Source organism: Streptomyces sp. NPDC058274, assembly GCF_042881375.1.
Classification (GTDB): Bacteria; Actinomycetota; Actinomycetes; order Streptomycetales; family Streptomycetaceae; genus Streptomyces.
In genome coordinates this window covers 13,014-31,860 of record NZ_JBHVXW010000030.1, presented here as the reverse complement: position 1 = coordinate 31,860, position 18,847 = coordinate 13,014, and the positions used below count along the sequence as shown (strand labels likewise).

13 protein-coding genes are annotated in these 18,847 nt (G+C 72.4%); 9 read left to right on the top strand and 4 right to left on the bottom strand.

Going from position 1 to position 18,847, the window contains the following annotated elements; translation table 11 throughout:
* From ACFVYF_RS36335 to ACFVYF_RS36320, 4 genes are all read left to right on the top strand, one after another.
* Positions 1-1,146: an aromatic ring-hydroxylating dioxygenase subunit alpha gene (locus ACFVYF_RS36335; protein WP_389462317.1), complete on the top strand. Its 1,146-nt coding sequence runs from the start codon at positions 1-3 to the stop codon at positions 1,144-1,146.
* The gene (locus ACFVYF_RS36330) at positions 1,139-2,623 is read left to right on the top strand and encodes an aldehyde dehydrogenase family protein (protein ID WP_389462316.1); all 1,485 of its coding nucleotides are present in this window, start codon (positions 1,139-1,141) and stop codon (positions 2,621-2,623) included. Before ACFVYF_RS36335 ends, ACFVYF_RS36330 begins: the two co-directional genes overlap by 8 nt.
* A 64-nt stretch (positions 2,624-2,687) precedes the next feature.
* Entirely contained in the window at positions 2,688-4,247 is a 1,560-nt protein-coding gene (locus ACFVYF_RS36325) for an APC family permease (RefSeq protein ID WP_389462315.1), read from the top strand.
* Positions 4,248-4,263: 16 nt separating this feature from the next.
* Positions 4,264-5,814, top strand: coding sequence for a GMC family oxidoreductase (locus tag ACFVYF_RS36320; protein WP_389462314.1), 1,551 nt, complete (start codon positions 4,264-4,266; stop codon positions 5,812-5,814).
* 59 nt (positions 5,815-5,873) lie between these two features.
* Here ACFVYF_RS36320 and ACFVYF_RS36315 read toward each other — a convergent pair whose 3' ends face one another.
* From ACFVYF_RS36315 to ACFVYF_RS36300, 4 genes are all read right to left on the bottom strand, one after another.
* A complete protein-coding gene (locus tag ACFVYF_RS36315) occupies positions 5,874-10,604 on the bottom strand; it encodes a hypothetical protein (RefSeq protein WP_389462313.1) in 4,731 nt (1,576 codons plus the stop codon).
* Between the two features lie 148 nt (positions 10,605-10,752).
* Positions 10,753-11,631, bottom strand: a complete 879-nt coding sequence (locus ACFVYF_RS36310) for a hypothetical protein (protein ID WP_389462312.1) — start codon at positions 11,629-11,631, stop codon at positions 10,753-10,755.
* Positions 11,632-11,935: 304 nt separating this feature from the next.
* On the bottom strand, positions 11,936-13,462 hold the full coding sequence (locus ACFVYF_RS36305; protein ID WP_389462311.1) for a hypothetical protein: 1,527 nt from the start codon (positions 13,460-13,462) through the stop codon (positions 11,936-11,938).
* Positions 13,463-13,553: 91 nt separating this feature from the next.
* The gene (locus ACFVYF_RS36300; protein WP_389462310.1) at positions 13,554-14,258 is read right to left on the bottom strand and encodes a GntR family transcriptional regulator; all 705 of its coding nucleotides are present in this window, start codon (positions 14,256-14,258) and stop codon (positions 13,554-13,556) included.
* A 172-nt stretch (positions 14,259-14,430) separates the two neighbouring features.
* Here ACFVYF_RS36300 and ACFVYF_RS36295 point away from each other — a divergent pair, with 172 nt between their 5' ends.
* From ACFVYF_RS36295 to ACFVYF_RS36275, 5 genes are read left to right on the top strand one after another with little or no spacing between them, the layout of a single operon-like run.
* Positions 14,431-15,750: an MFS transporter gene (locus ACFVYF_RS36295; RefSeq protein WP_389462309.1), complete on the top strand. Its 1,320-nt coding sequence runs from the start codon at positions 14,431-14,433 to the stop codon at positions 15,748-15,750.
* The gene (locus ACFVYF_RS36290) at positions 15,747-16,571 is read left to right on the top strand and encodes a putative hydro-lyase (protein ID WP_389462308.1); all 825 of its coding nucleotides are present in this window, start codon (positions 15,747-15,749) and stop codon (positions 16,569-16,571) included. Before ACFVYF_RS36295 ends, ACFVYF_RS36290 begins: the two co-directional genes overlap by 4 nt.
* A 16-nt stretch (positions 16,572-16,587) precedes the next feature.
* A complete protein-coding gene (locus ACFVYF_RS36285; RefSeq protein ID WP_389462307.1) occupies positions 16,588-17,346 on the top strand; it encodes a LamB/YcsF family protein in 759 nt (252 codons plus the stop codon).
* On the top strand, positions 17,343-17,960 hold the full coding sequence (gene pxpB, locus ACFVYF_RS36280; RefSeq protein WP_389462306.1) for a 5-oxoprolinase subunit PxpB: 618 nt from the start codon (positions 17,343-17,345) through the stop codon (positions 17,958-17,960). Before ACFVYF_RS36285 ends, pxpB begins: the two co-directional genes overlap by 4 nt.
* Positions 17,957-18,829: a biotin-dependent carboxyltransferase family protein gene (locus ACFVYF_RS36275; RefSeq protein WP_389462305.1), complete on the top strand. Its 873-nt coding sequence runs from the start codon at positions 17,957-17,959 to the stop codon at positions 18,827-18,829. Before pxpB ends, ACFVYF_RS36275 begins: the two co-directional genes overlap by 4 nt.
* The last annotated feature ends 18 nt before the right edge of the window (positions 18,830-18,847 follow it).

The following is an 18,847-nucleotide window of genomic DNA, read 5'->3' as shown; positions in this document are numbered from 1 at the left end:
GTGACGACGACCCCCGTCTCCCCGCAGCCGATCTCGCCCAGCCTGATCGCCACCCTGCCCGGCCACTACTACACCGACCCGGAGATCTTCCGGCAGGAGCAGCAGCACCTCTTCGAGTCGATGTGGTTCTGCGCCGTCCGCTCCGCGGATCTCGTCAGGCCCGGCGCGTTCCGTACCGTCCAGGTCGGCCGTGAGAGCGTCCTGGTCACCCGCTCGCGCACCGGTGAACTGCGGGCCTTCCTCAATATCTGCCGGCACCGCGGGGCCCGGCTGTGCACGGAGGAGGCCGGCGAGGTGCGGCGCACCCTTCAGTGCCCGTACCACGCCTGGACCTACGACCTGGACGGCAAGCTGGTCGCCGCGCCGAACCTGACCAGGATGCCGGACGTCGACCGCACCGAGTACGGCCTGGTCGGGGTCGCCCTGCGCGAGTGGCTCGGCTACGCCTGGGTCTGCCTGGCCGAGGACCCGCCCTCCTTCGAGGAGACGGTGCTGGGCGCGGCCGTGGAGCGGCTCGGGAACACCGCCGCCATCGAGCACTACGGCACCGAGAACCTCGCCCTCGGAAAACGCATCACCTACGACGTGCGGGCGAACTGGAAGCTGATCGTCGAGAACTTCATGGAGTGCTACCACTGCGCCACGATCCACCCCGAGCTGACGGACGTGCTCCCGGAGTTCGCGGACGGGTACGCGGCCCAGTACTACGTGGGGCACGGCGCAGAGTTCGGCACCGAGGTCGAGGGGTTCACGGTCGACGGCAGTGCGGGCTTCGGGCGGCTGCCGGACGTCGCGGAGGACCAGGACCGCCGCTACTACGCGATCACGGTGAAACCGACGGTCTTCATCAATCTGGTCCCCGACCATGTCATCCTGCACCGCATGTTCCCGCTCGCCGAGGACCGCACGGTCGTGGAGTGCGACTGGCTCTACGCGCCGGACGTCGTCGCGTCCGGCGCCGACCTGTCGAAGTCGGTCGAGCTCTTCCACCGGGTGAACGCCCAGGACTTCGCGGCCTGTGAACGCACGCAGCCCGCCATGACGTCGCGGGCCTACCGGAACGGTGGTGTGCTGGTTCCTACCGAGCACCACATAGGGATCTTCCACGAGTGGCTGATCCAGCAGCTAGGAGGCCCCAGTGCCTGAGACCACGGACGGACCCACTCTCTTCATCGACGGGGCCTGGACCCGCGCGCTCGACGAGCGCACCCGCGAGATCCGCTGTCCCGCCGACGGCTCCCTGGTGGGGGTCGTCGACGAGGCGGGCGGCAAGGACACCGTCGAGGCGATCGCGGCCGCGCGTCGCGCCTTCGACGAGGGTCCCTGGCCGACGACGCCGGCCGCGGAGCGCGGTGACCTGCTGCTGCGCGTCGCCGACCTGCTCGTACGCGACAAGGGGCTGCTGGCCCGCGCCGAGTCGCTCGACACGGGCAAGCGGCTGGTCGAGAGCGAGTACGACATCGACGACATCGCGAACTGCTTCCGCTACTTCGGGCGGACCGCCGCCGCCGAGACCGGCCGGGTGAACGAGACCGGCACAGCGGGCGTCGACAGCCGGGTGGTGTACGAGCCGGTCGGGGTCTGCGCGCTGATCACCCCCTGGAACTATCCCCTTCTGCAGACCGCGTGGAAGGTCGCGCCGGCGCTCGCGGCGGGCAACACCTTCGTGCTCAAGCCGAGCGAGCTGACCCCGCACACGGCGATCCATCTGATGCGCCTTCTGGACGAGGCGGGGCTGCCGGCCGGTGTCGGCAATCTCGTCCTCGGGTCGGGTCCGGAGGCGGGCGCGCCGCTCGGCGACCACCCGGACGTGGATCTCGTCTCCTTCACCGGCGGACTGCACACCGGTCGCGGGCTGATGGCCGCCGCGGCCGGGACGGTCAAGAAGGTCGCCCTGGAGCTCGGTGGCAAGAACCCCAACATCGTCTTCGCCGACGCCGACTTCGAGACGGCCGTCGACATGGCGCTGACCGCCATCTTCCTGCACTCGGGACAGGTCTGCTCGGCCGGTGCCCGGCTGCTGGTCGAGGACTCGCTGCACGACCGGTTCGTCGACGAGGTGGTCCGGCGGGCCTCGGAGATCCGGCTCGGCGGCCCCTTCGACGAGCAGGCCCAGACCGGCGCCCTGATCTCGGCCGGCCACCGCGAGAAGGTCGAGGCGTACGTCGAGCGGGGTCTCGCCGAGGGCGCGGTCCTGCGGTGCGGCGGCGCCCGGCCGTCCGGAGCCGGGTACGAGGACGGCTTCTACTATCTGCCCACCGTCCTGGACGAGTGCTCCGGGGAGATGTCGGTGGTGCAGGACGAGTCCTTCGGGCCCGTCCTGACCGTGGAGCGGTTCAGCAGCGAGGCCGACGCCGTGCGGCTCGCCAACAACACCATCTACGGGCTCGCCGGCGCGGTGTGGACCGGCGACGAGGCCAAGGCCCAGCGGGTCGCGGCCCGGCTCAGGCTCGGCACGGTCTGGATCAACGACTACCACCCCTACGTCCCGCAGGCCGAATGGGGCGGCTTCAAGCAGTCCGGCTTCGGCCGCGAGCTGGGCCCCTCGGGTCTCGCCGAGTACCGCGAGACCAAGCACATCTGGCGCAACACCGACCCGTCCCCGCAGGGCTGGTTCGCCTGATCCCACCGATGTCACCCCCCGCCCGCACGAGCCGTGCCCCGCTCCCCGATCCAGGAGGCCGCTCATGACCATCCATCCACCCGCGAGACCGGAGCAGAACGACGATTCCGAGCTCGCCGAGTTCGGCTATAAACCCGAACTCAAGCGCACCCTTGGCAACTTCCACACCTTCGCCGCCGGCATCAGCTACATCTCCATCCTCACCGGCACCTTCCAGCTCTTCTACTTCGGTTACGGCAGCGGCGGTCCGGCCTACTGGTGGTCCTGGCCGATGGTCTTCGTGGGGCAGTTCATGGTCGCCCTGTGCTTCGCGGAGCTGGCCGCGCGTTATCCCGTTGCGGGTTCCGTATACAACTGGTCGAAGAAGATAGGCAATCCGCATCTCGGCTGGCTCGCCGGCTGGATGATGCTGATCGCCTCCATCGTGTCGATCGCGGCCGTGGCGCTCGCCTATCAACTGACGCTGCCGCAGATCTCGTCCACCTTCCAGTTCATCGGGGACGGCACCGGGAAGTACGACGTGGCGACGAACGCGGTCGTCCTGGCCACGGTCCTCATTCTGTTCACGACCCTGGTGAACGCCTTCGGTGTGAAGCTGATGGCCACCATCAACAGCGCGGGCGTCTTCATCGAGCTGGTCGCCACCGTCGTCCTCATCGTGCTGTTCGCCGTCCACATCACACGGGGCCCCCAGGTCGTCACCGAGACGCAGGGCCACGGGGCCGGCCAGTCGTTCGGCTATCTCGGCCCGTTCCTCGTCGCCTCGCTGGCCTCGGCGTACGTCATGTACGGCTTCGACACCGCCGCCTCGCTCGGTGAGGAGTCCCTCGACCCGTCCCGCAACGCCCCGCGCGCGATCATCCGCGCGATCGTCGCCTCGTTCGTCCTGGGCGGCCTCGTGCTGCTGCTGGCGCTGATGAGCGTCTCCAGCCTCAAGGGCGACAAGCTGTCCACGGACGGGCTGCAGTTCATCGTCCTCGACGTGCTCGGGTCGACGGCCGGCAAGGCGATGCTGTGGTGCGTGCTGATCGCGGTCACGGTCTGCGCCCTCGCGGTGCACACGGCGGCGATCCGGCTGGCCTTCGCGATGTCCCGGGACAACAATCTGCCCGCGTCCTCCCTGCTGGCCAAGGTCAGCCCGCGTTTCCAGACCCCGGTGCTGCCCGCGGTGGTCATCGGCATCCTGGCGGTGGCGATCCTCGTCGTGAACATCCGCCAGCCGCAGATCTTCACCGTCGTCACCAGCATCGGCATCATCATGATCTACCTCGCCTACCTCGGCGTCACCGCGCCGATGCTGGTGGCCCGGCTGCGCGGCAAGTGGCAGCCCGCCGGGGACGGCAAGTTCTCGCTGGGCCGCTGGGGCCTCCTGGTCAACATCGTCGCCGTGTTCTGGGGCACGGCCATGACGCTCAACCTGATCTGGCCGCGGGCCGAGGTCTACAACGCCGCCGCCCCGTACCACTGGTACCTGCGGTGGGGCGCGGTCCTGTTCGTCGCGGTGATCGCCGGCGGCGGTTTCGCCTACTACTGGTTCGTGCAGCGGCACCGCACCGGGGTGCTCGCCGAGCACCAGCTACAGGTCTCGGTTCCCGCACCCGTCGCCCCCACGGCGACCGACTGAAGGAGGTCAACTCCCCATGAACGTCGATGAGTTCGACTATGTCGTGGTCGGCGGCGGTACCGCGGGCAACGTGGTCGCGGCCCGGCTCTCCGAGGACCCGTCCGTCTCCGTGTGCCTGCTGGAGGCGGGGCCAAGCGACGTCGGCGACGACAACGTCCTGAGGCTGGACCGCTGGATGGGCCTGCTGGAGTCCGGTTACGACTGGGACTACCCGGTCGAGCCGCAGGCCAGCGGCAACAGTTTCATGCGGCACGCCCGCGCCCGGGTGCTCGGCGGCTGTTCCTCGCACAACTCCTGTATCGCCTTCTGGGCCCCCGCCGAGGACCTGGACGACTGGGCCGCGGCGGGCTGTACGGGGTGGAGCGCCGCCGAACTCTTCCCGCTCTACCAGCGGCTGGAGTCCAACGACGCTCCCGGCGACCACCACGGCCGCAGCGGTCCGGTGAAGCTGCGCACGGTGAAGGGCGAAGACCCGTGCGGCACCGCCCTGCTGGAGGCCTGTGCCCAGGAAGGCATTCCGACCGTCCCCTTCAACACCGGCACGACCGTGGTCCGCGGCGCCAACTGGTTCCAGATCAACTCCGATGAGAACAACACCCGTCAGTCGTCCTCGGTCGCGTATCTGCACCCGATCCTCGGCAAGCGGCCCAACCTCGACGTACGCACCGGGGTACGCGCCAAAAAGCTCGTCCTCGACGGCCGGCGCTGCGTGGGCGCCGAGTACCTGGATCCGGATCTGATCCACACGCGGACGGTGCGCGCCCGCCGCGAGGTGATCGTGTCCTGCGGGTCCATCGACACCCCCAAGCTGCTGATGCTGTCGGGCATCGGCCCCGCCGCGCAGCTGCGCGAGGTGGGCGTCGAGGTGGTGGTGGACTCGGCGGGCGTCGGCGAGAACCTCCAGGACCACCCGGAGGGCGTCATCATGTGGGACGCCAAGCAGCCGATGCCCACCACGTCCAACCAGTGGTGGGAGGCGGGCATCTTCTACGACACCGAACCGGGCCTGGACCGCCCGGACTTGATGTTCCACTACGGCTCGGTGCCCTTCGACATGAACACCGCGCGCTGGGGCTATCCGACGTCCGAGAACGCGTTCTGCCTCACACCGAACGTCACCCGCGCCAAGTCACGCGGCACGGTGCGGCTGCGTACCCGCGACTTCCGTGACAAGCCGAAGGTCGACCCCCGCTACTTCACGCACGAGCACGACGCGCGCGTGATGACGTACGGCCTGCGGCTCGCCCGGCGGATCGCCGGGCAGCCCGCGCTGAGCGGCTGGGCGGGCTCGGAGCTGGCTCCCGGCCCCGATGTCCGTACCGACGACGAGCTCCTCGACTACATCCACAAGACCCACAACACCGTCTACCACCCGTCCTGCACCGTGAAGATGGGCGCGGACGACGACGCCTCCGCCCCGCTCGACGCACGGCTGCGGGTCAAGGGGGTCGAGGGCCTTCGGGTCGCGGACGGTTCGGCGATGCCGGATCTCATCTCCGTCAATCCGTGCATCACGACGATGATGATCGGCGAGAAGTGCGCGGACATGCTGAAGGAGGATGGGTAGGCCGCTGTCGCGGGGTGACTGCGGGCCGTTCGTGGCTGGTCGCGCAGTTCCCCGCGCCCTCAAGAGGCGCTCGGCGCGGGCCTCTTGAACATCCTGGTCGCCGTGATCTCGCTGTGCCCGGCCTCGCCGCTGGAATCCTCACGCGGCAGTCCGGGCCTGAGGTGTTCCTCCACGCTGATGTACTTCAGCCCGGCGCGCAGGTCGGCGTCGTTGCGCAGCCGGATGACCAGCGGGAACTCGGCGAGCGCGGTCGTGTCGAACAGGCCCGTCGTGTAGAGGAGCTGGACGCCGAGCGCGTCCGAGACGGCCCGCTGGAGCTCCAGCAGATACGTCGCGTTGGCCCGTCCGATGGGGTTGTCGAGGAACAGCGTGCCGGCGTGGCGGTGTTTGTCCCGGCCCCGGTCGTTGCTGCGCAGGGCCGCCATCGTGCAGTAGAGGGCGATGGCGGCCGTGAGCAGCTGGCCGCCGGAGAACACGTCGCCCATCTGTCCGACGGGCACGCGCTCGGCGCGCAGCACGGCGTCCGGCTTGAGGATCTCGACGGCGACGCCCTTGGGCTGGAGCGCCGCGCTGACCCCGCGCAGCAGCAGGGACATGCCGTCGCGGCGCATGTCCGAGTTCTTCTTGACGGCCGCGCGGGTCGCCTCGTCGACGACCTCGCCGAGCCGCTCGGTGAGCGTGGCCTGGTCGGGTTCCTCGAAGCGGATGCGCAGGAACTCCTGCCCCGACCACTCGCCGAGCCCCTCCGGGAGCCGGGACAGCCGCTGCGCGGACCGCAGGGTCGCGAGCGCCGACTCCACGAGCCCGCGCAGCCGGTCCACGATCGAGTCCCTGTTGCGCTCCAGCTGCGCCAACTCGTCCGTCAGGACCCGCAGTCGGGGCGCGAAGGCGTCCGCCCACTTCTGCGCGTGCTCCGGCAGCGCGGAGGCGGGCAGCTCGCGGATCTGCTGTCGGGCGGGGGTGCGCACCTGCTCGTAGCGCGTGGAGTTGGCGTGGCGTACGAGGATGTCGCTCGCCTCGCGCACCCCGGCCTCGGCGGCGGACAGGTCCCCGGCGCAGCCCCGCAGCGAACGCCGGGCCTCCGCCGCGGAGTGCCGTGCCTCTTCGAGAGTGCCGGGGTAGGGCTCCTGCTCCTCCGGCTCCTCGTCCAAGTGCTCGCGCAGCAGGTCCCGGAGCAGGGCAGCCGTCTCGTCGAAGCCACCCGCGGCATCCTCGGCGGCGCGGTGGGCGTCGAGCAGCTCGGTGTGGGCTTCGCGCGCCTGGCCCAACGCGTCGGTGCGGGCGGCGAGTTCGGCGGTGGCGGTGCGCAACAGCGCCTGCGCGTGCTCGGCGTCGCGCGGGATCAGCTCGTCCGGCAGCTCGGTGTGGGCCTCGCCCTCCTCGGGCGCGTGCCGCTCCGCCTCGCCCCGAAGGCGTCCCAGCTGCTCGCTCGCGGTCGACATCCGCGTCTCCAGGAGCTGGACGAGCTCCTCCGCGCGAGAGGCGGCCGCCTGCCGGGAGGGCCCGTCCGAACCGTCGGGTGACTCCAGGAGCTGCGCCGCGCGGGTGCGCACCTTGTTGCTGAGCCGGTCCAGCTCGGCCAGCGCCGCGCTCTCGTCGCTCTCGGCGTGCGCCTGCTCGGCCCGGAGATCGGCGCCCACGCCGACCTTCTCGTAGAGCTGTGAGGCGGCGCGGTAGGCCTCGCGCAGGGCGGGGAGGGACGGCTTGGGTGCGTCTCCCGGGGCCTTGGGCACCCCGCCGTCCTCCGCCGGCACGCCGTCGGGCACGCCTGCGATCTCGGCGCGCTCGGCGCGCAGCGCACGGGCCGTACGGCGGGCGTCGTCGGCGGCTCGCTGGGCGGCGCGGCGGTCCTCGTCGGCGGCCCGGGCGCGCTCCAGACAGACCTGGGCGCGGGCCTCCGACTCCGCTGCCTCGTCGGTGAGTTCACGCAGCTTGACCTGCCAGCCGGCGCGCTCGCGCAACCGGAAGGCGAGGCCCGCGAGGGCGTCGGCGGCCCGCCGGGCCCGCTGGGCGGCCTCCTGCCGTTCGTCCCGCACCAGCGCCGCCTCGGCCGCCGCCTCGTCGGCCTCGGCGCGGACGGTACGCGCCTCGGCGAGCTCGGCCTCGGCCTCCTCGGCGAACACCCGCGCCTCCCGGGCCGCGGTGGCGAGCTCGACGAGCCGCCCCGCCGGGCAGCCGGTGCGCCAGGACGCCAGCCGCGCGGCCAGCTCGCGATCCTTGCCGAGCCGGCCGGCGAGCGTGCGGATCTCCTCGTCCCGCCGGCCCGCCCGGGCCCGCAGCGCCTGCCGCTCCTCGTCCGCGGCGTGCTCGTCGTGCATGGCCGGGTTCGGCGGTACAAGGAAGACGTCGCCGTCTCCCGCGTCCGGGGCCGGGGTCGGGGCGAGCAGCGCGGCGGCCGTCCCCACGGCGACGGCGGAGCGCGGCAGCAGCGCGGCCTCGCTGAGCGCCCCACGGGCCCGGGCGTGGGTGTCCGGGTCCGTGATGATCACACCGTCGACCAGCTCCGGGCGGGCGGCGAGCACGCGGGCGTGGTCGGCGGGGTCGACGGCCTGCGCGAGATAGCGCCAGCCGGGCAGGGCGGGGATGCCGTGCTCGCCGAGGAACTCGACGGTGGCCAGGACGTCCGGGCCGGCCGGCAGCAGTCCCCCGTCACCGAGCGCGCCGAGGATCCGGGCGTCGTCGGCCGCGGCGGTCCGCAGCTCGAAGAGCTGGCGCTCGGCGGAGGTGACACCGTCGTCGAGCAGCTCGCGCAGTTCGTCGGCGTACTGGTCCAACTGTTCCGGGGTCAGGGCGGATTCACCCGCGAGGGGCGCGCCGCCGTCGGCCGAGGCGTCACGCCCCGGACCGGCCGCGCTCCGTGCGGTGGCCCCCGTGGACCCGCTGCGCGCCGAGCCGTCCGCCGCGGCCCTCGGCACCGGCACGCCGGTACGCCCCCCGCCGGAGACGCCCGGCAGGCTCAGCAGCTCCGCCAGCCGCTCCTCCCCCGCCAGCGACTCCGCGGTTCGCCGCTCCCCGTCGTACTCGCGCTCGGTCGCCGTGGCCGCGTCCGCGGCGCGCGCGGCCGTGAGCTCCGCCCGGGACTCCGCCGAGGCGGCCTCCCGTGCGTGGTCCGCGGCGCGCCGTGAGGCGTCCCGCGCGGTGTCCCAGGCGGCGACGGCCGTCTTCTCGGCGTCACTGGCGGCGAGCGCGGCGCGCGCCGGGTCGGCGTCGGGCGCGCTGTCGTCCAGCCAGCCGGCGCGCACCGCCTCGGCGGTCTCCTGCTCGACCTCGGCCAGCCGCTGGCGCAGATGCCCGACCTCGCTGCGGGCGCGCTGCGCCTCGGTGGCCGCCGCCGTCGCGTCGCGGTGCGCGGTCTCGCCGATGTCCTGGAGCCCGGCGGACCGCTCCTCCTCCTCGTTGGCGAGCGCCTCGGCCCCTTCCGCGGCGCCGTGCAGCGCGCGTACGAGATCGACGGCGGCCTTGGCGCGGGCGGCGAGCGCGGGCGCGGCATCCCGCTCGGCCTCGCGGATCGCGACGGCCACGCGCGCGGAGCGGTCGGCGGCGGCGCGGTGCCGCAGCACGAGCTCGGCGGCCTGCCAGGCGGCGTGCAGGGTGCGTGCGTCCGCGAGCTCCCGCTTCTGGGCGGCCGCGGACTTCTCGGCGCCGGCGAGCGCCAGGGAGGCGTGCCGGTAGGCGAGTTCGGCCGCGATCAGGGCGCTGGTGGAACGGGCGCCGTCCGCTTCCGTGACCGTGTGGGCGGCGGCCGTGACCTGCTGGGCGAGGTCGGCGACGCGGCTGCGCTCCCCGACCGACCGGGCGGACAGGCGCCGGGCCAGCGTGCGCGTGCGCCGCTCGGCGCCGGTGTGGATGTCGCGCGCGCGGGCCCGCGCCTCGGCCGCGTCGACGATCCGCCCGAGCAGGTCGACGGACCCGGCCGTGAAGTCCCGCTCGGCGATGAGCTCGGCGCGCCGCCCCAGCTTGTTGCCGAAGCCGCCGACCAGGTCGGCGAGCCCGTCCGTGTCCCGGGTGTCGGTGACCGCGCGCAGCAGCAGGTCGGTGAAGTCGGAGTCCTTCTTGACCGCGAACAGGCCGGCGGCCTCACCCTCGTCGGCGTTCATCTCCCGCTGATAGCGGAACAGTTCGGGGTCGAGGCCCAGGTCGCCGAGGTGCTCGATCCAGCGGTCGTGGATCTCCTCCCAGTGCACTTCGAGGTGCGGATACGCCTTGCCGGCCTCGGTGATCGCGTCCCGGAAGCCCTTCATGGTGCGCCGCCGGCCCTGGGCGCCGGACGCGCCCTCGGCGGACGGCCGTACGGCCGTGGCCTCGGCGACCGGCAGATTGTCCAGGCTCAGGCCGGGGCCCGGCCGGAACGAATACCAGGCCTCGGCGAACTTCCGCGGGTCGTTGGAGACCTGGCGTCCCCGCCATTCGCTCACCTTGCCGACCACCACGCACTCACCGGTCAGCGTGTGCTGCCACTCCAGGGCGACATGCCCGCAGTCGTCGGCGAGCAGGAACTTGCGCAGCACACCGGAGCTGGCGCCGCCGAGGGTGTTGCGGTGGCCCGGCAGCATCACCGAGAAGATCAGCTTGAGCAGCACCGACTTGCCGCCGCCGTTCTCCAGGAAGAGCACGCCGGCGGGGGCGGGCCTGCGCGGCGGCCCGACGGGCTCCTCCTCGAAGAACTCCGCCTGGGCGGGCGCTGGGTCGGGCACGGGCTCGCCGACTCCCCGGAGGTCCAGGACGGTGTCGGCGTAGCGCGCACCGGCAGGCCCGATGGAGTAGAGGCGGACCCGGGACAGCTCGTACATGGCGGCGGACTCTCGTCGTAAGTCTTCGGAAGGGAGCGGAGGTTCAGACGGTCTTCGGAGGCGAGCGGCGGTTCTGGAGTCGGAGGTCAGTACCGGGGGTGGGGCACGGAGTCTCGGGGGCGGGAGGCCTTCGGGCAATCGGGGCCGGTCACGAGTGGAAGGGCAGTCCGGCGTCGGCGGCCAGCTCCAGATCGTCGGTCTCCTCGGCCGGCAGCAGTGTCGCGGTGCCGTCGGTCACCGGGACGATACCCAGCTCGAGCAGCTCGGCCATGGCGGCGCTGCCCGCCATGTCACGGACCTGGAGCTGATAGCGGGCCGTGGTGCGGTACGTCCCTCCGGACTCGTCCCCCGTGCGCTGCAGGAAACCGGATTCCGTGAGGAACACGACGGCCTTGCCGACGATGCCGGTGGTCGAACCGGCCAGTCTGCGAGCGTCCTTGGTCGCGCCGGTGGAGGTACGTCTCGCCCAGATGTGCCAGGCGGCCTCCAGGCCGGGTGCGTCCGTCGCCGGGTCGGTGTTCTCGCCCTGCTCGTCGGCCCGCTCCTCCAGACGGCGGCAGGCCTGCCGGACGAACGCGTCGACGCCGTTGACGCTCACGCGTCCGATGTATCCGTCGTCGGCGAGGTCCTCGGGGCGGGGGAACGCCATGGCGGCGACCGCGAGATGCGCAAGCCCGTGCAGGAACCGGTCCCCGGAGTCGGCCGCCGTGCGTCGCGCGTAGTCGCCCATGCGGACGGCGAACACGGAGTCCTCGGCAGCGGTCACGGCCATCCCCGCGCGCGGGGACACCTCCAGGACGACCAGGCCGAGCCCGGCGGCCACCGCGTCCGCCAGCCGCGCGAACGGCGGGTCCTCGCGGTAGCGGCGCAGCAGCTCCGCGTACTCCTGGTCGCGGGCAGGCTGGAGCTTGGGCTGCAGCCCGAAGGCGACGAGCCGCGCCGCGTCGGCGGCGTCGGCCGGGGTGACGGGAGCGCTCGCCGGCGCGGCGGCGGTCTCCGGCTCACTCCATTCGACGTGCTCGGTCACGGCTGGGACTCCTTGATCTGGTGTACGGGGGTGAGGGCTGCGGGGTGAGAGGCGCGGGGGGCTGCGCGACCGGCGGCGTACGGCCGGCGGCGAAAGGACGCTTCCCAGGCCCCGGGCGATCCCGGCGGAGCGATCACGCGGCTTCCCGGAGAACGCAGAGAACGCGAAGAGCCCGAAGAACCCGGAGATCCCGGAGATCCCGGAGAAGCGTGCGCGCGGCTCCCCGCCGATCGGGGCGAACCCTCCACGCCGCTTGCTGCCGACCCCGGCGATCCCAACGACCCCAACGACCCCGATAGAGCCTTCACGCCGCCTCCGTCCTGGCGGCAGCCATGCCCGCCGCGTCCAGCAGAGCCGTCCCCACGACGAGATCCGCCCCGCCGAACTCGGGATCGTCCAGTTCGGTCCCGTCGTCGACGGCGAAGAGCAGCTTCTGCTCCCCCTGCCGGTAGGCGGTGCCCACCGGCGGGCTCGCCGCATGGACGGCCAACAGGGCGACCAGATAAGGCAGTTCGGGATCCCGGCGCCGGGCCTCCGCGAGCAGCCCGGACAGCCTTCGCGGCGCGTCGGCGGGCAGATCGAGCAACTCCATGGCGCTCGCCAGCTGCTCCTCGCTGAACCGGCTGTCGTCGGGGGTGGCGATGAGATCGGGCTCGGGCATCTCCGCACCGAGGTGTTCCCGCTCCAGGGGCGGCGTCAGCAGTATGTCCACGAGGTCAGCGACCCGTACCGAGACCGGCGTGCGCAGCCCCGTCCCGCTCGCGAAGAACGCGTCCGTCACCCGCAGCGCCTGCTCTACGGGCAGCGGCAGCACGGGGGCCACGAGATGCCCGTAGAGGTCTATCCCCGATGACGTCATGGGGGTGGCGAAGGCCTGCCGGTCCTGCTCGGCGCGGAACAGCGGACCCGCCTCCAGCAGGCGGGACTGCAGCTGCGTGTGCCGGCGGATGCAGTCCTTGACGATGTCGACCAGCTCGGCCGCGCGCCGCTTCTGCTCGGGGTCCTCCGACTCGTCGCGGGCCTTGCGGATGTTGGTGAGGATCGCGTTCTCGTGGCGATAGCGGTCGGCCACGTGGTCCAGGGCCTCGGCGATCATGTCGGGGACGGTCTGGAGCCAGTCGACGGCGCGCACATTGCGCCGGGTCGCGTCCAGTGCCCTGCGGAGCGTCTCCGAGAACTGCACGGTCCGGTACCGGGCCTGCTCGGCGGCCAGCTGCGCGTCGGCGAGACGGCCACGGCTGATCAGCACCTCCAGCTTGACCTCGGCGGCGATCTGGGCGCTGGTGACATCCGTGTCGAGGGCGCCGACGAGGACGTTGACCGCCTCGTCCGTCGTACGGAGGTAGACGCTTCCTCCGTATCCGGGGACCTCCTCGATCAGCTTGAAGTCGTAGTCCCTGCGGACGTAGGAGCCGTCCGGTGCGAACGTGCCGTACACGGCGCGGAAGCCGCGGTCGACGCTGCCGACGTTGATCAGGTTCTCCAGGACCCAGCGGGCCACGCGCTCGTGCTCGGCGACGGGGCGCTGCGGGGCCTGGGCGGCGATGCGTGGGATGAGCCGGGCCACTATCTGGTCGTGGTCGGCGCCCGTGTCGAAGTCCATGTTCAGCGTGACGAGGTCGATGGCGGCCAGGGCCACTTCGGCCATCCCGTACACCGAGTACTCACCCGCGAGATTGGCCTTGCGGGCATCGAGGTCGTGCAGCGGCGCGGTGCAGGCGAGCGCGCGCAGCCGCCGCGCCAGACCCTCGTCGGCGGCCGGGCCCGGTGCGGGGCGCGGCCCCGCGCTGAGCTGGGGCGGAACACGGTCCGTCGATGCAGGCGAAGTCACGGTGCACAGACTAGGTCCTCGGTCTGACAACGGTCGAAACGACGCAGAAGCGACCCACGACCGGGACCTCTCACGAGGGCACTCCAGCTGTTCAGCCGGCCCCGGCGGAACCGTCGCCCACGCGCCGCCCGTACACCTCCACCAGCCCCTGCAGCGAGTCGTCGAGATAGCCCGCGAGGAGCTTCTCCGCCTCGTCCCGCTCGCCGGCCTGGAGGGTCTGGAGGATCTGCCGGTTGCGGGCGAGATAGGGCTCGTGCAGCCGGCGCGGATCGTCCACCACGTGGAAGGCGAGGCGCAGTTCGGCGAAGACGCTGCGCATCAGTTCGTCGGTGCGGGCGCTCCCGGCGAGCGCCACCAGCTCCCGGTGGAAGTGGATGTTCGCCGTGGAGACACCTTTCCAGTCACTCTCGTGTGCCGCCCGCAGTCCGTCCGCGACGGCCTGCGCGAGGCCGTCCACGGCGTACGGCGGCGCGCCGAGACCCCGCACGACGGCGCACTCGACCAGGGCGCGCGTGCGGTAGATGTCCGCCACGTCCTCGACGGTGAGGACCCGGACGAAGACGCCCCGGTTGAGCTCGTGCACGAGCAGCCGCTCGTGGGTGAGCAGCCGGAACGCCTCGCGCAGCGTGTTGCGTGAGACGCCGAGCGCGCCACCGATGCTGTCCTCGGACAGCCGTGTCCCGGGCGGGAAGTACCCCTCGGCGATGCGGCTTCGGAGGATGTCCGAGACGCGCTCGGCGGTGCTGGTGCGACCCAGCAGGGCGCGGTCGTCGGCCAGTCCGGTCAGCTCTGCCATGCCCGGAATTCAATCGCAGATACAAGGACGAAACAACACGGGTATTGAAGGATCGTTCAACGATCCTCTACCTTAGCGGGCAGGCGCCGACCGCACCGCTCCGGCGCCCACCGCTTCCGCACGGCACGGCTCAGTCCCTCAAGCACCCTCCGTCCCTCACTGTGAGGTGCCCATGAGCACGACCCCTCCTCCACCGGCCCTGGCCACCGACGCACACCCCGGTCCGGACGAACACTCCGCCGGTGACGGCCCGTTGGGCTGGCTGCACGCACTCGGCCCGCGGGGCCGCCGCGCCTTCGCCGGCGCGTTCGGCGGCTACGCCCTGGACTCGTACGACTACTTCACGCTGCCGCTGAGCATGGTCGCGCTCGCGGCCTACTTCGGCCTCGACAGCGGTCAGACCGGCCTGTTCACCACGGTCACCCTCGTCGTCTCGGCGGTCGGCGGCGCCGTCGCCGGGGTGATCGCGGACCGGATCGGCCGCGTCAAGGCACTGATGATCACCGTGATCACCTACGCGGTCTTCACCGTGGCCTGCGGCTTCGCGCCCAACTACGAGACCCTGTTGGTGTTCCGGGCCCTCCAGGGGCTCGGCTTCGGCGGCGAGTGGGCGGTCGGGGCGATCCTGGTCGCCGAGTACGCGAGCCCGAAACACCGGGGCCGGACGCTCGGCGCGATCCAGAGCTCCTGGGCCGTGGGCTGGGCGCTGGCCGTGATCGTCTACACGCTGGTCTTCCAGTACCTCGGCGACGACCTGGCGTGGCGCGTGATGTTCTGGACCGGGGCGCTGCCCGCGCTCCTCGTCATCTGGGTGCGCCGCCGGGTGCAGGACGCGCCCGAGGCGGCCGCCGAACGGCAGAAGAACCCGCACAAGGGGTCGTTCGCCACGATCTTCAAGCCCGGGACCGCCGACGCCCCCGGTCTGCTGCGCACCACGGTCTTCGCCGGCCTGCTCTCCACCGGCGTGCAGGGCGGCTACTACACGCTGGCCACCTGGGTGCCCACCTACCTCAAGACGGAACGCGGTCTCTCGGTGGTCGGCACCGGCGGCTACCTCACGTTCCTGATCTCCGGGGCCTTCCTCGGCTACCTCACCGGCGGTTACCTCACCGACAAACTGGGCCGCAAACGCAACATCCTGCTCTTCGCCGTCCTGTCCGCGGCCGGCATCCTCACCTACGCGAACATCCCCAGCGGCGCCAACACCCTTCTCCTGGTGCTGGGTTTCCCGCTCGGCTTCTGTATGTCGGCGATCTTCAGCGGCTTCGGCTCGTTCCTCAGTGAGCTGTACCCGACGGCGGTCCGCGGGACGGGACAGGGCTTCACCTACAACACCGGCCGTGCCGTGGGCGCCGTCTTCCCCACCCTGGTCGGCTTCCTGGCCGACAGCTGGGGCGTGGGAGGCGCGCTCGTCTTCGGGGCGATCGGCTACGCCCTGGCGGCGCTGGCGCTCCTCGGACTGCCCGAGACCCGCGGGAAGGAGCTCCAGTGAACCGCGTCACCGAGGACCGCGCCGTGAGCCTGCTCGACACCCACGCGCACGCGTGGAGCCCCAAGAAGGCCCGGGCGCGGTTCCGTTCGGGCGTGTCGGGACCGACCGCCGGAGTCGCCTCGGGCCACACCCAGGCGAACCTGATCTCGGTCCCCGCCGACTGGGCGTACGACATGCTGCTGTTCTGCCAGCGCAACCCGAAGCCGTGCCCGGTCCTCGACGTCACCGACGCCGGCTCCTGGACCACTCCGCTCGCCCCGGGCGCCGACCTGCGCACGGATCTGCCCCGCTACCGGGTGTGGGAGCACGGCGAGTTGGTGGCCGAGCCGACGGACGTGGCCGGTCACTGGCGTGCGGACCTGGTCTCGTTCCTGATCGGGTGCAGTTTCACCTTCGAGTGGGCGCTGACCGAAGCGGGCGTACCGATGCGCCACCTCGAGCAGCGACGCAACGTCTCCATGTACGTGACCGGCCGGCGATGCCGTCCGGCGGGGCGTCTGCACGGGCCCGTGGTGGTGTCGATGCGACCGGTCCCGCCGCAGCACCTGGCGGCCGCGATCAGGGAGACCAGTCTGCTTCCCGCGGTGCACGGCAGCCCGCTGCACTGCGGGGACCCGACGGCCCTCGGCATCGAGGACCTGTCCCGCCCGGACTTCGGCGATCCGGTGACCGCCGAACCGGACGACATCCCGGTGTTCTGGGCCTGCGGGGTGACCCCCCAGGCCGCGGTCATGGCGTCCCGCCCGCCCTTCGCCATCACCCACGCACCGGGCCAGATGTTCGTCACGGACGCCCGCGACGAGCAGTACCGTGTGGCCTGACCGAGAATGGAATCCGATGACCCCGATCGATCTCAACGCCGACCTCGGCGAAGGCTTCGGCCGCTGGCGGCTGACCGACGACGAACAGCTGCTGTCGGTCGTCACCAGCGCCAATGTGGCCTGCGGTTTTCACGCCGGGGACGCGGTCACCATGCGGCGGGTGTGCGACCTGGCGGCCGAGCGCGGGGTGCGGATCGGCGCCCAGGTGTCCTACCGGGACCTGGCGGGGTTCGGACGGCGCGCGATGGACGTGCCGTCCGAGGAGCTGACGGCCGACGTGGCCTACCAGATCGGCGCCCTGGAGATCTTCGCGCGCGCGGCCGGCTCGCGCGTGTCCTACGTGAAGCCGCACGGAGCGCTCTACAACCGTGTGGTGCACGACGAGGAGCAGGCGAGGGCGGTGGTCGACGGCGTACTCCTCGCGGGCGCCGCGCTCCCCGTGCTCGGCCTGCCGTCCTCCCGCCTCCTGGACCTGGCCGGGAAGGCGGGACTGCCCACCGTGACCGAGGCGTTCGCGGACCGCGCCTACACCGCGGCGGGCACCTTGGTCCCCCGCACCGAGGAGGGCTCCGTCATCACGGACGGGGACGCCGTGGTCGAGCGGTCGCTGGGGCTGGCCCGCGCCGGCACGGTCGTGGCCCGCTCCGGGGAACGCATCTCGGTCCGCGCGCGCTCCCTGTGCCTGCACGGGGACACACCGGGCGCCGTGGACCTGGCCCGCCGGGTCCGGGACCGGCTGGAGTCGTCGGGCGTCCGTGTGGAGGCCTTCGCATGAAAGCACTGCCGGTCGGCGAGCACGCCCTGCTGGTCGAGGTCGCGTCGGGCGAAGCGGCCCAGGCCCTGCACGCCGAACTGCTGCGCCGCCGCGCGGACGGAACGCTCCGGGTGGGCGAGATCGTTCCCGCGGCGCGTACGGTCCTCCTCGACGGCGTGTCGGACCCGGACCGCCTGGCGGAGCGGATCACCCGGTGGAAGATCCCGCCGCTGTCCGCCCGCGCCGACGAGGCGATCGAGATCCCGGTGCGCTACGACGGCCCCGACCTGACCGAGGTCGCCGAGCTGTGGGGTGTTCCCCCGGACGAGGTGGCGCGGATCCACGCGGCGACCGAGTTCCGCGTCGCCTTCTGCGGGTTCGCGCCCGGCTTCGGCTATCTCACAGGGCTCTCCACCCGGTACGACGTGCCGCGCCGCGCGACCCCGCGGACGGCGGTCCCTGCGGGCTCGGTGGCTCTGGCGGGCCCGTACACGGGCGTGTACCCCCGTTCGTCGCCCGGCGGCTGGCAGCTGATCGGCACCACGGACGCGGTCCTGTGGGACCACACGCGCGTGCCGGCCGCCCTGCTGGCCCCGGGCACCCGCGTCCGCTTCGTACCGGTGAGGCACTCATGACGGACCGGGCCCTCGTCGTCGTACGCGCCGGCGCCCTGACCACCGTCCAGGACCGCGGCCGCCCCGGTCACGCCCACGTCGGGGTGGGGCTCTCCGGGGCACTCGACGCGCCCGCCGCCGCCCTGGTCAACCGGCTCGTGGGCAATCCACCCGGCGCGGCCGTCCTGGAGACCACGCTCAACGGCTGTTCCGTACGGCCGCGTTCGGAGGTCGTCGTGGCGGTGGGCGGTGCGCCCTGCGCGGTCACGGTGGACGGCCGTCCGGCGCCCTGGGGCGCGCCCGTCCAGGTCGCCGCCGGGTCCCTCCTGGACCTCGGCGCGGCACGCGCGGGTGTACGCAGCTATCTGGCCGTCTCCGGCGGCGTGGCCGTGGACCCGGTCCTCGGCAGCCGTTCCACGGACCTCCTGTCGGGTCTGGGGCCGCCTCCGCTCACGGACGGCATGGTGCTCCCCCTCGGGCCGGCGCACGGTGCCCACGCGCGCGTGGACATCGCCCCGCAGCCGGCGCCGCCCACCGAACTGGTGCTGCGGGTGACGCTCGGCCCGCGCGACGACTGGTTCACCCCCGCCGCTCTGCGCACCTTCACGACCCGGGAGTTCCAGGTGTCCTCCGCGAGCAACCGCATCGGGCTGCGCACGGAGGGACCCGCCCTGGAGCGGTCTGTCGGCGGTGAACTCCCCAGCGAGGGCATGGTCCTGGGCGCGGTCCAGGTGCCGCCGGACGGCCGGCCGGTGGTCTTCCTCGCGGACCACCCGACCACCGGGGGGTATCCGGTGATCGCGGTCGTCCGCCCGTCCGACCTGCCCGCCGCCGCCCAGGCCGCCCCGGGCACGCCGGTGCGCTTCACTGCGGTACGGCGCCGCGGCTGACCGGCCGGCCGGCCCACG

What these genes read in the sequence shown, in the direction of transcription:
- ACFVYF_RS36300 (WP_389462310.1), bottom strand. Translation starts at nt 14,258, where the DNA reads ATGGCAGAGCTGACCGGACTGGCCGACGACCGCGCCCTGCTGGGTCGC.
- ACFVYF_RS36285 (WP_389462307.1), top strand. Translation starts at nt 16,588, where the DNA reads ATGACCCCGATCGATCTCAACGCCGACCTCGGCGAAGGCTTCGGCCGC.
- ACFVYF_RS36295 (WP_389462309.1), top strand. Translation starts at nt 14,431, where the DNA reads ATGAGCACGACCCCTCCTCCACCGGCCCTGGCCACCGACGCACACCCC.
- pxpB (WP_389462306.1), top strand. Translation starts at nt 17,343, where the DNA reads ATGAAAGCACTGCCGGTCGGCGAGCACGCCCTGCTGGTCGAGGTCGCG.
- ACFVYF_RS36315 (WP_389462313.1), bottom strand. Translation starts at nt 10,604, where the DNA reads ATGTACGAGCTGTCCCGGGTCCGCCTCTACTCCATCGGGCCTGCCGGT.
- ACFVYF_RS36320 (WP_389462314.1), top strand. Translation starts at nt 4,264, where the DNA reads ATGAACGTCGATGAGTTCGACTATGTCGTGGTCGGCGGCGGTACCGCG.
- ACFVYF_RS36275 (WP_389462305.1), top strand. Translation starts at nt 17,957, where the DNA reads ATGACGGACCGGGCCCTCGTCGTCGTACGCGCCGGCGCCCTGACCACC.
- ACFVYF_RS36325 (WP_389462315.1), top strand. Translation starts at nt 2,688, where the DNA reads ATGACCATCCATCCACCCGCGAGACCGGAGCAGAACGACGATTCCGAG.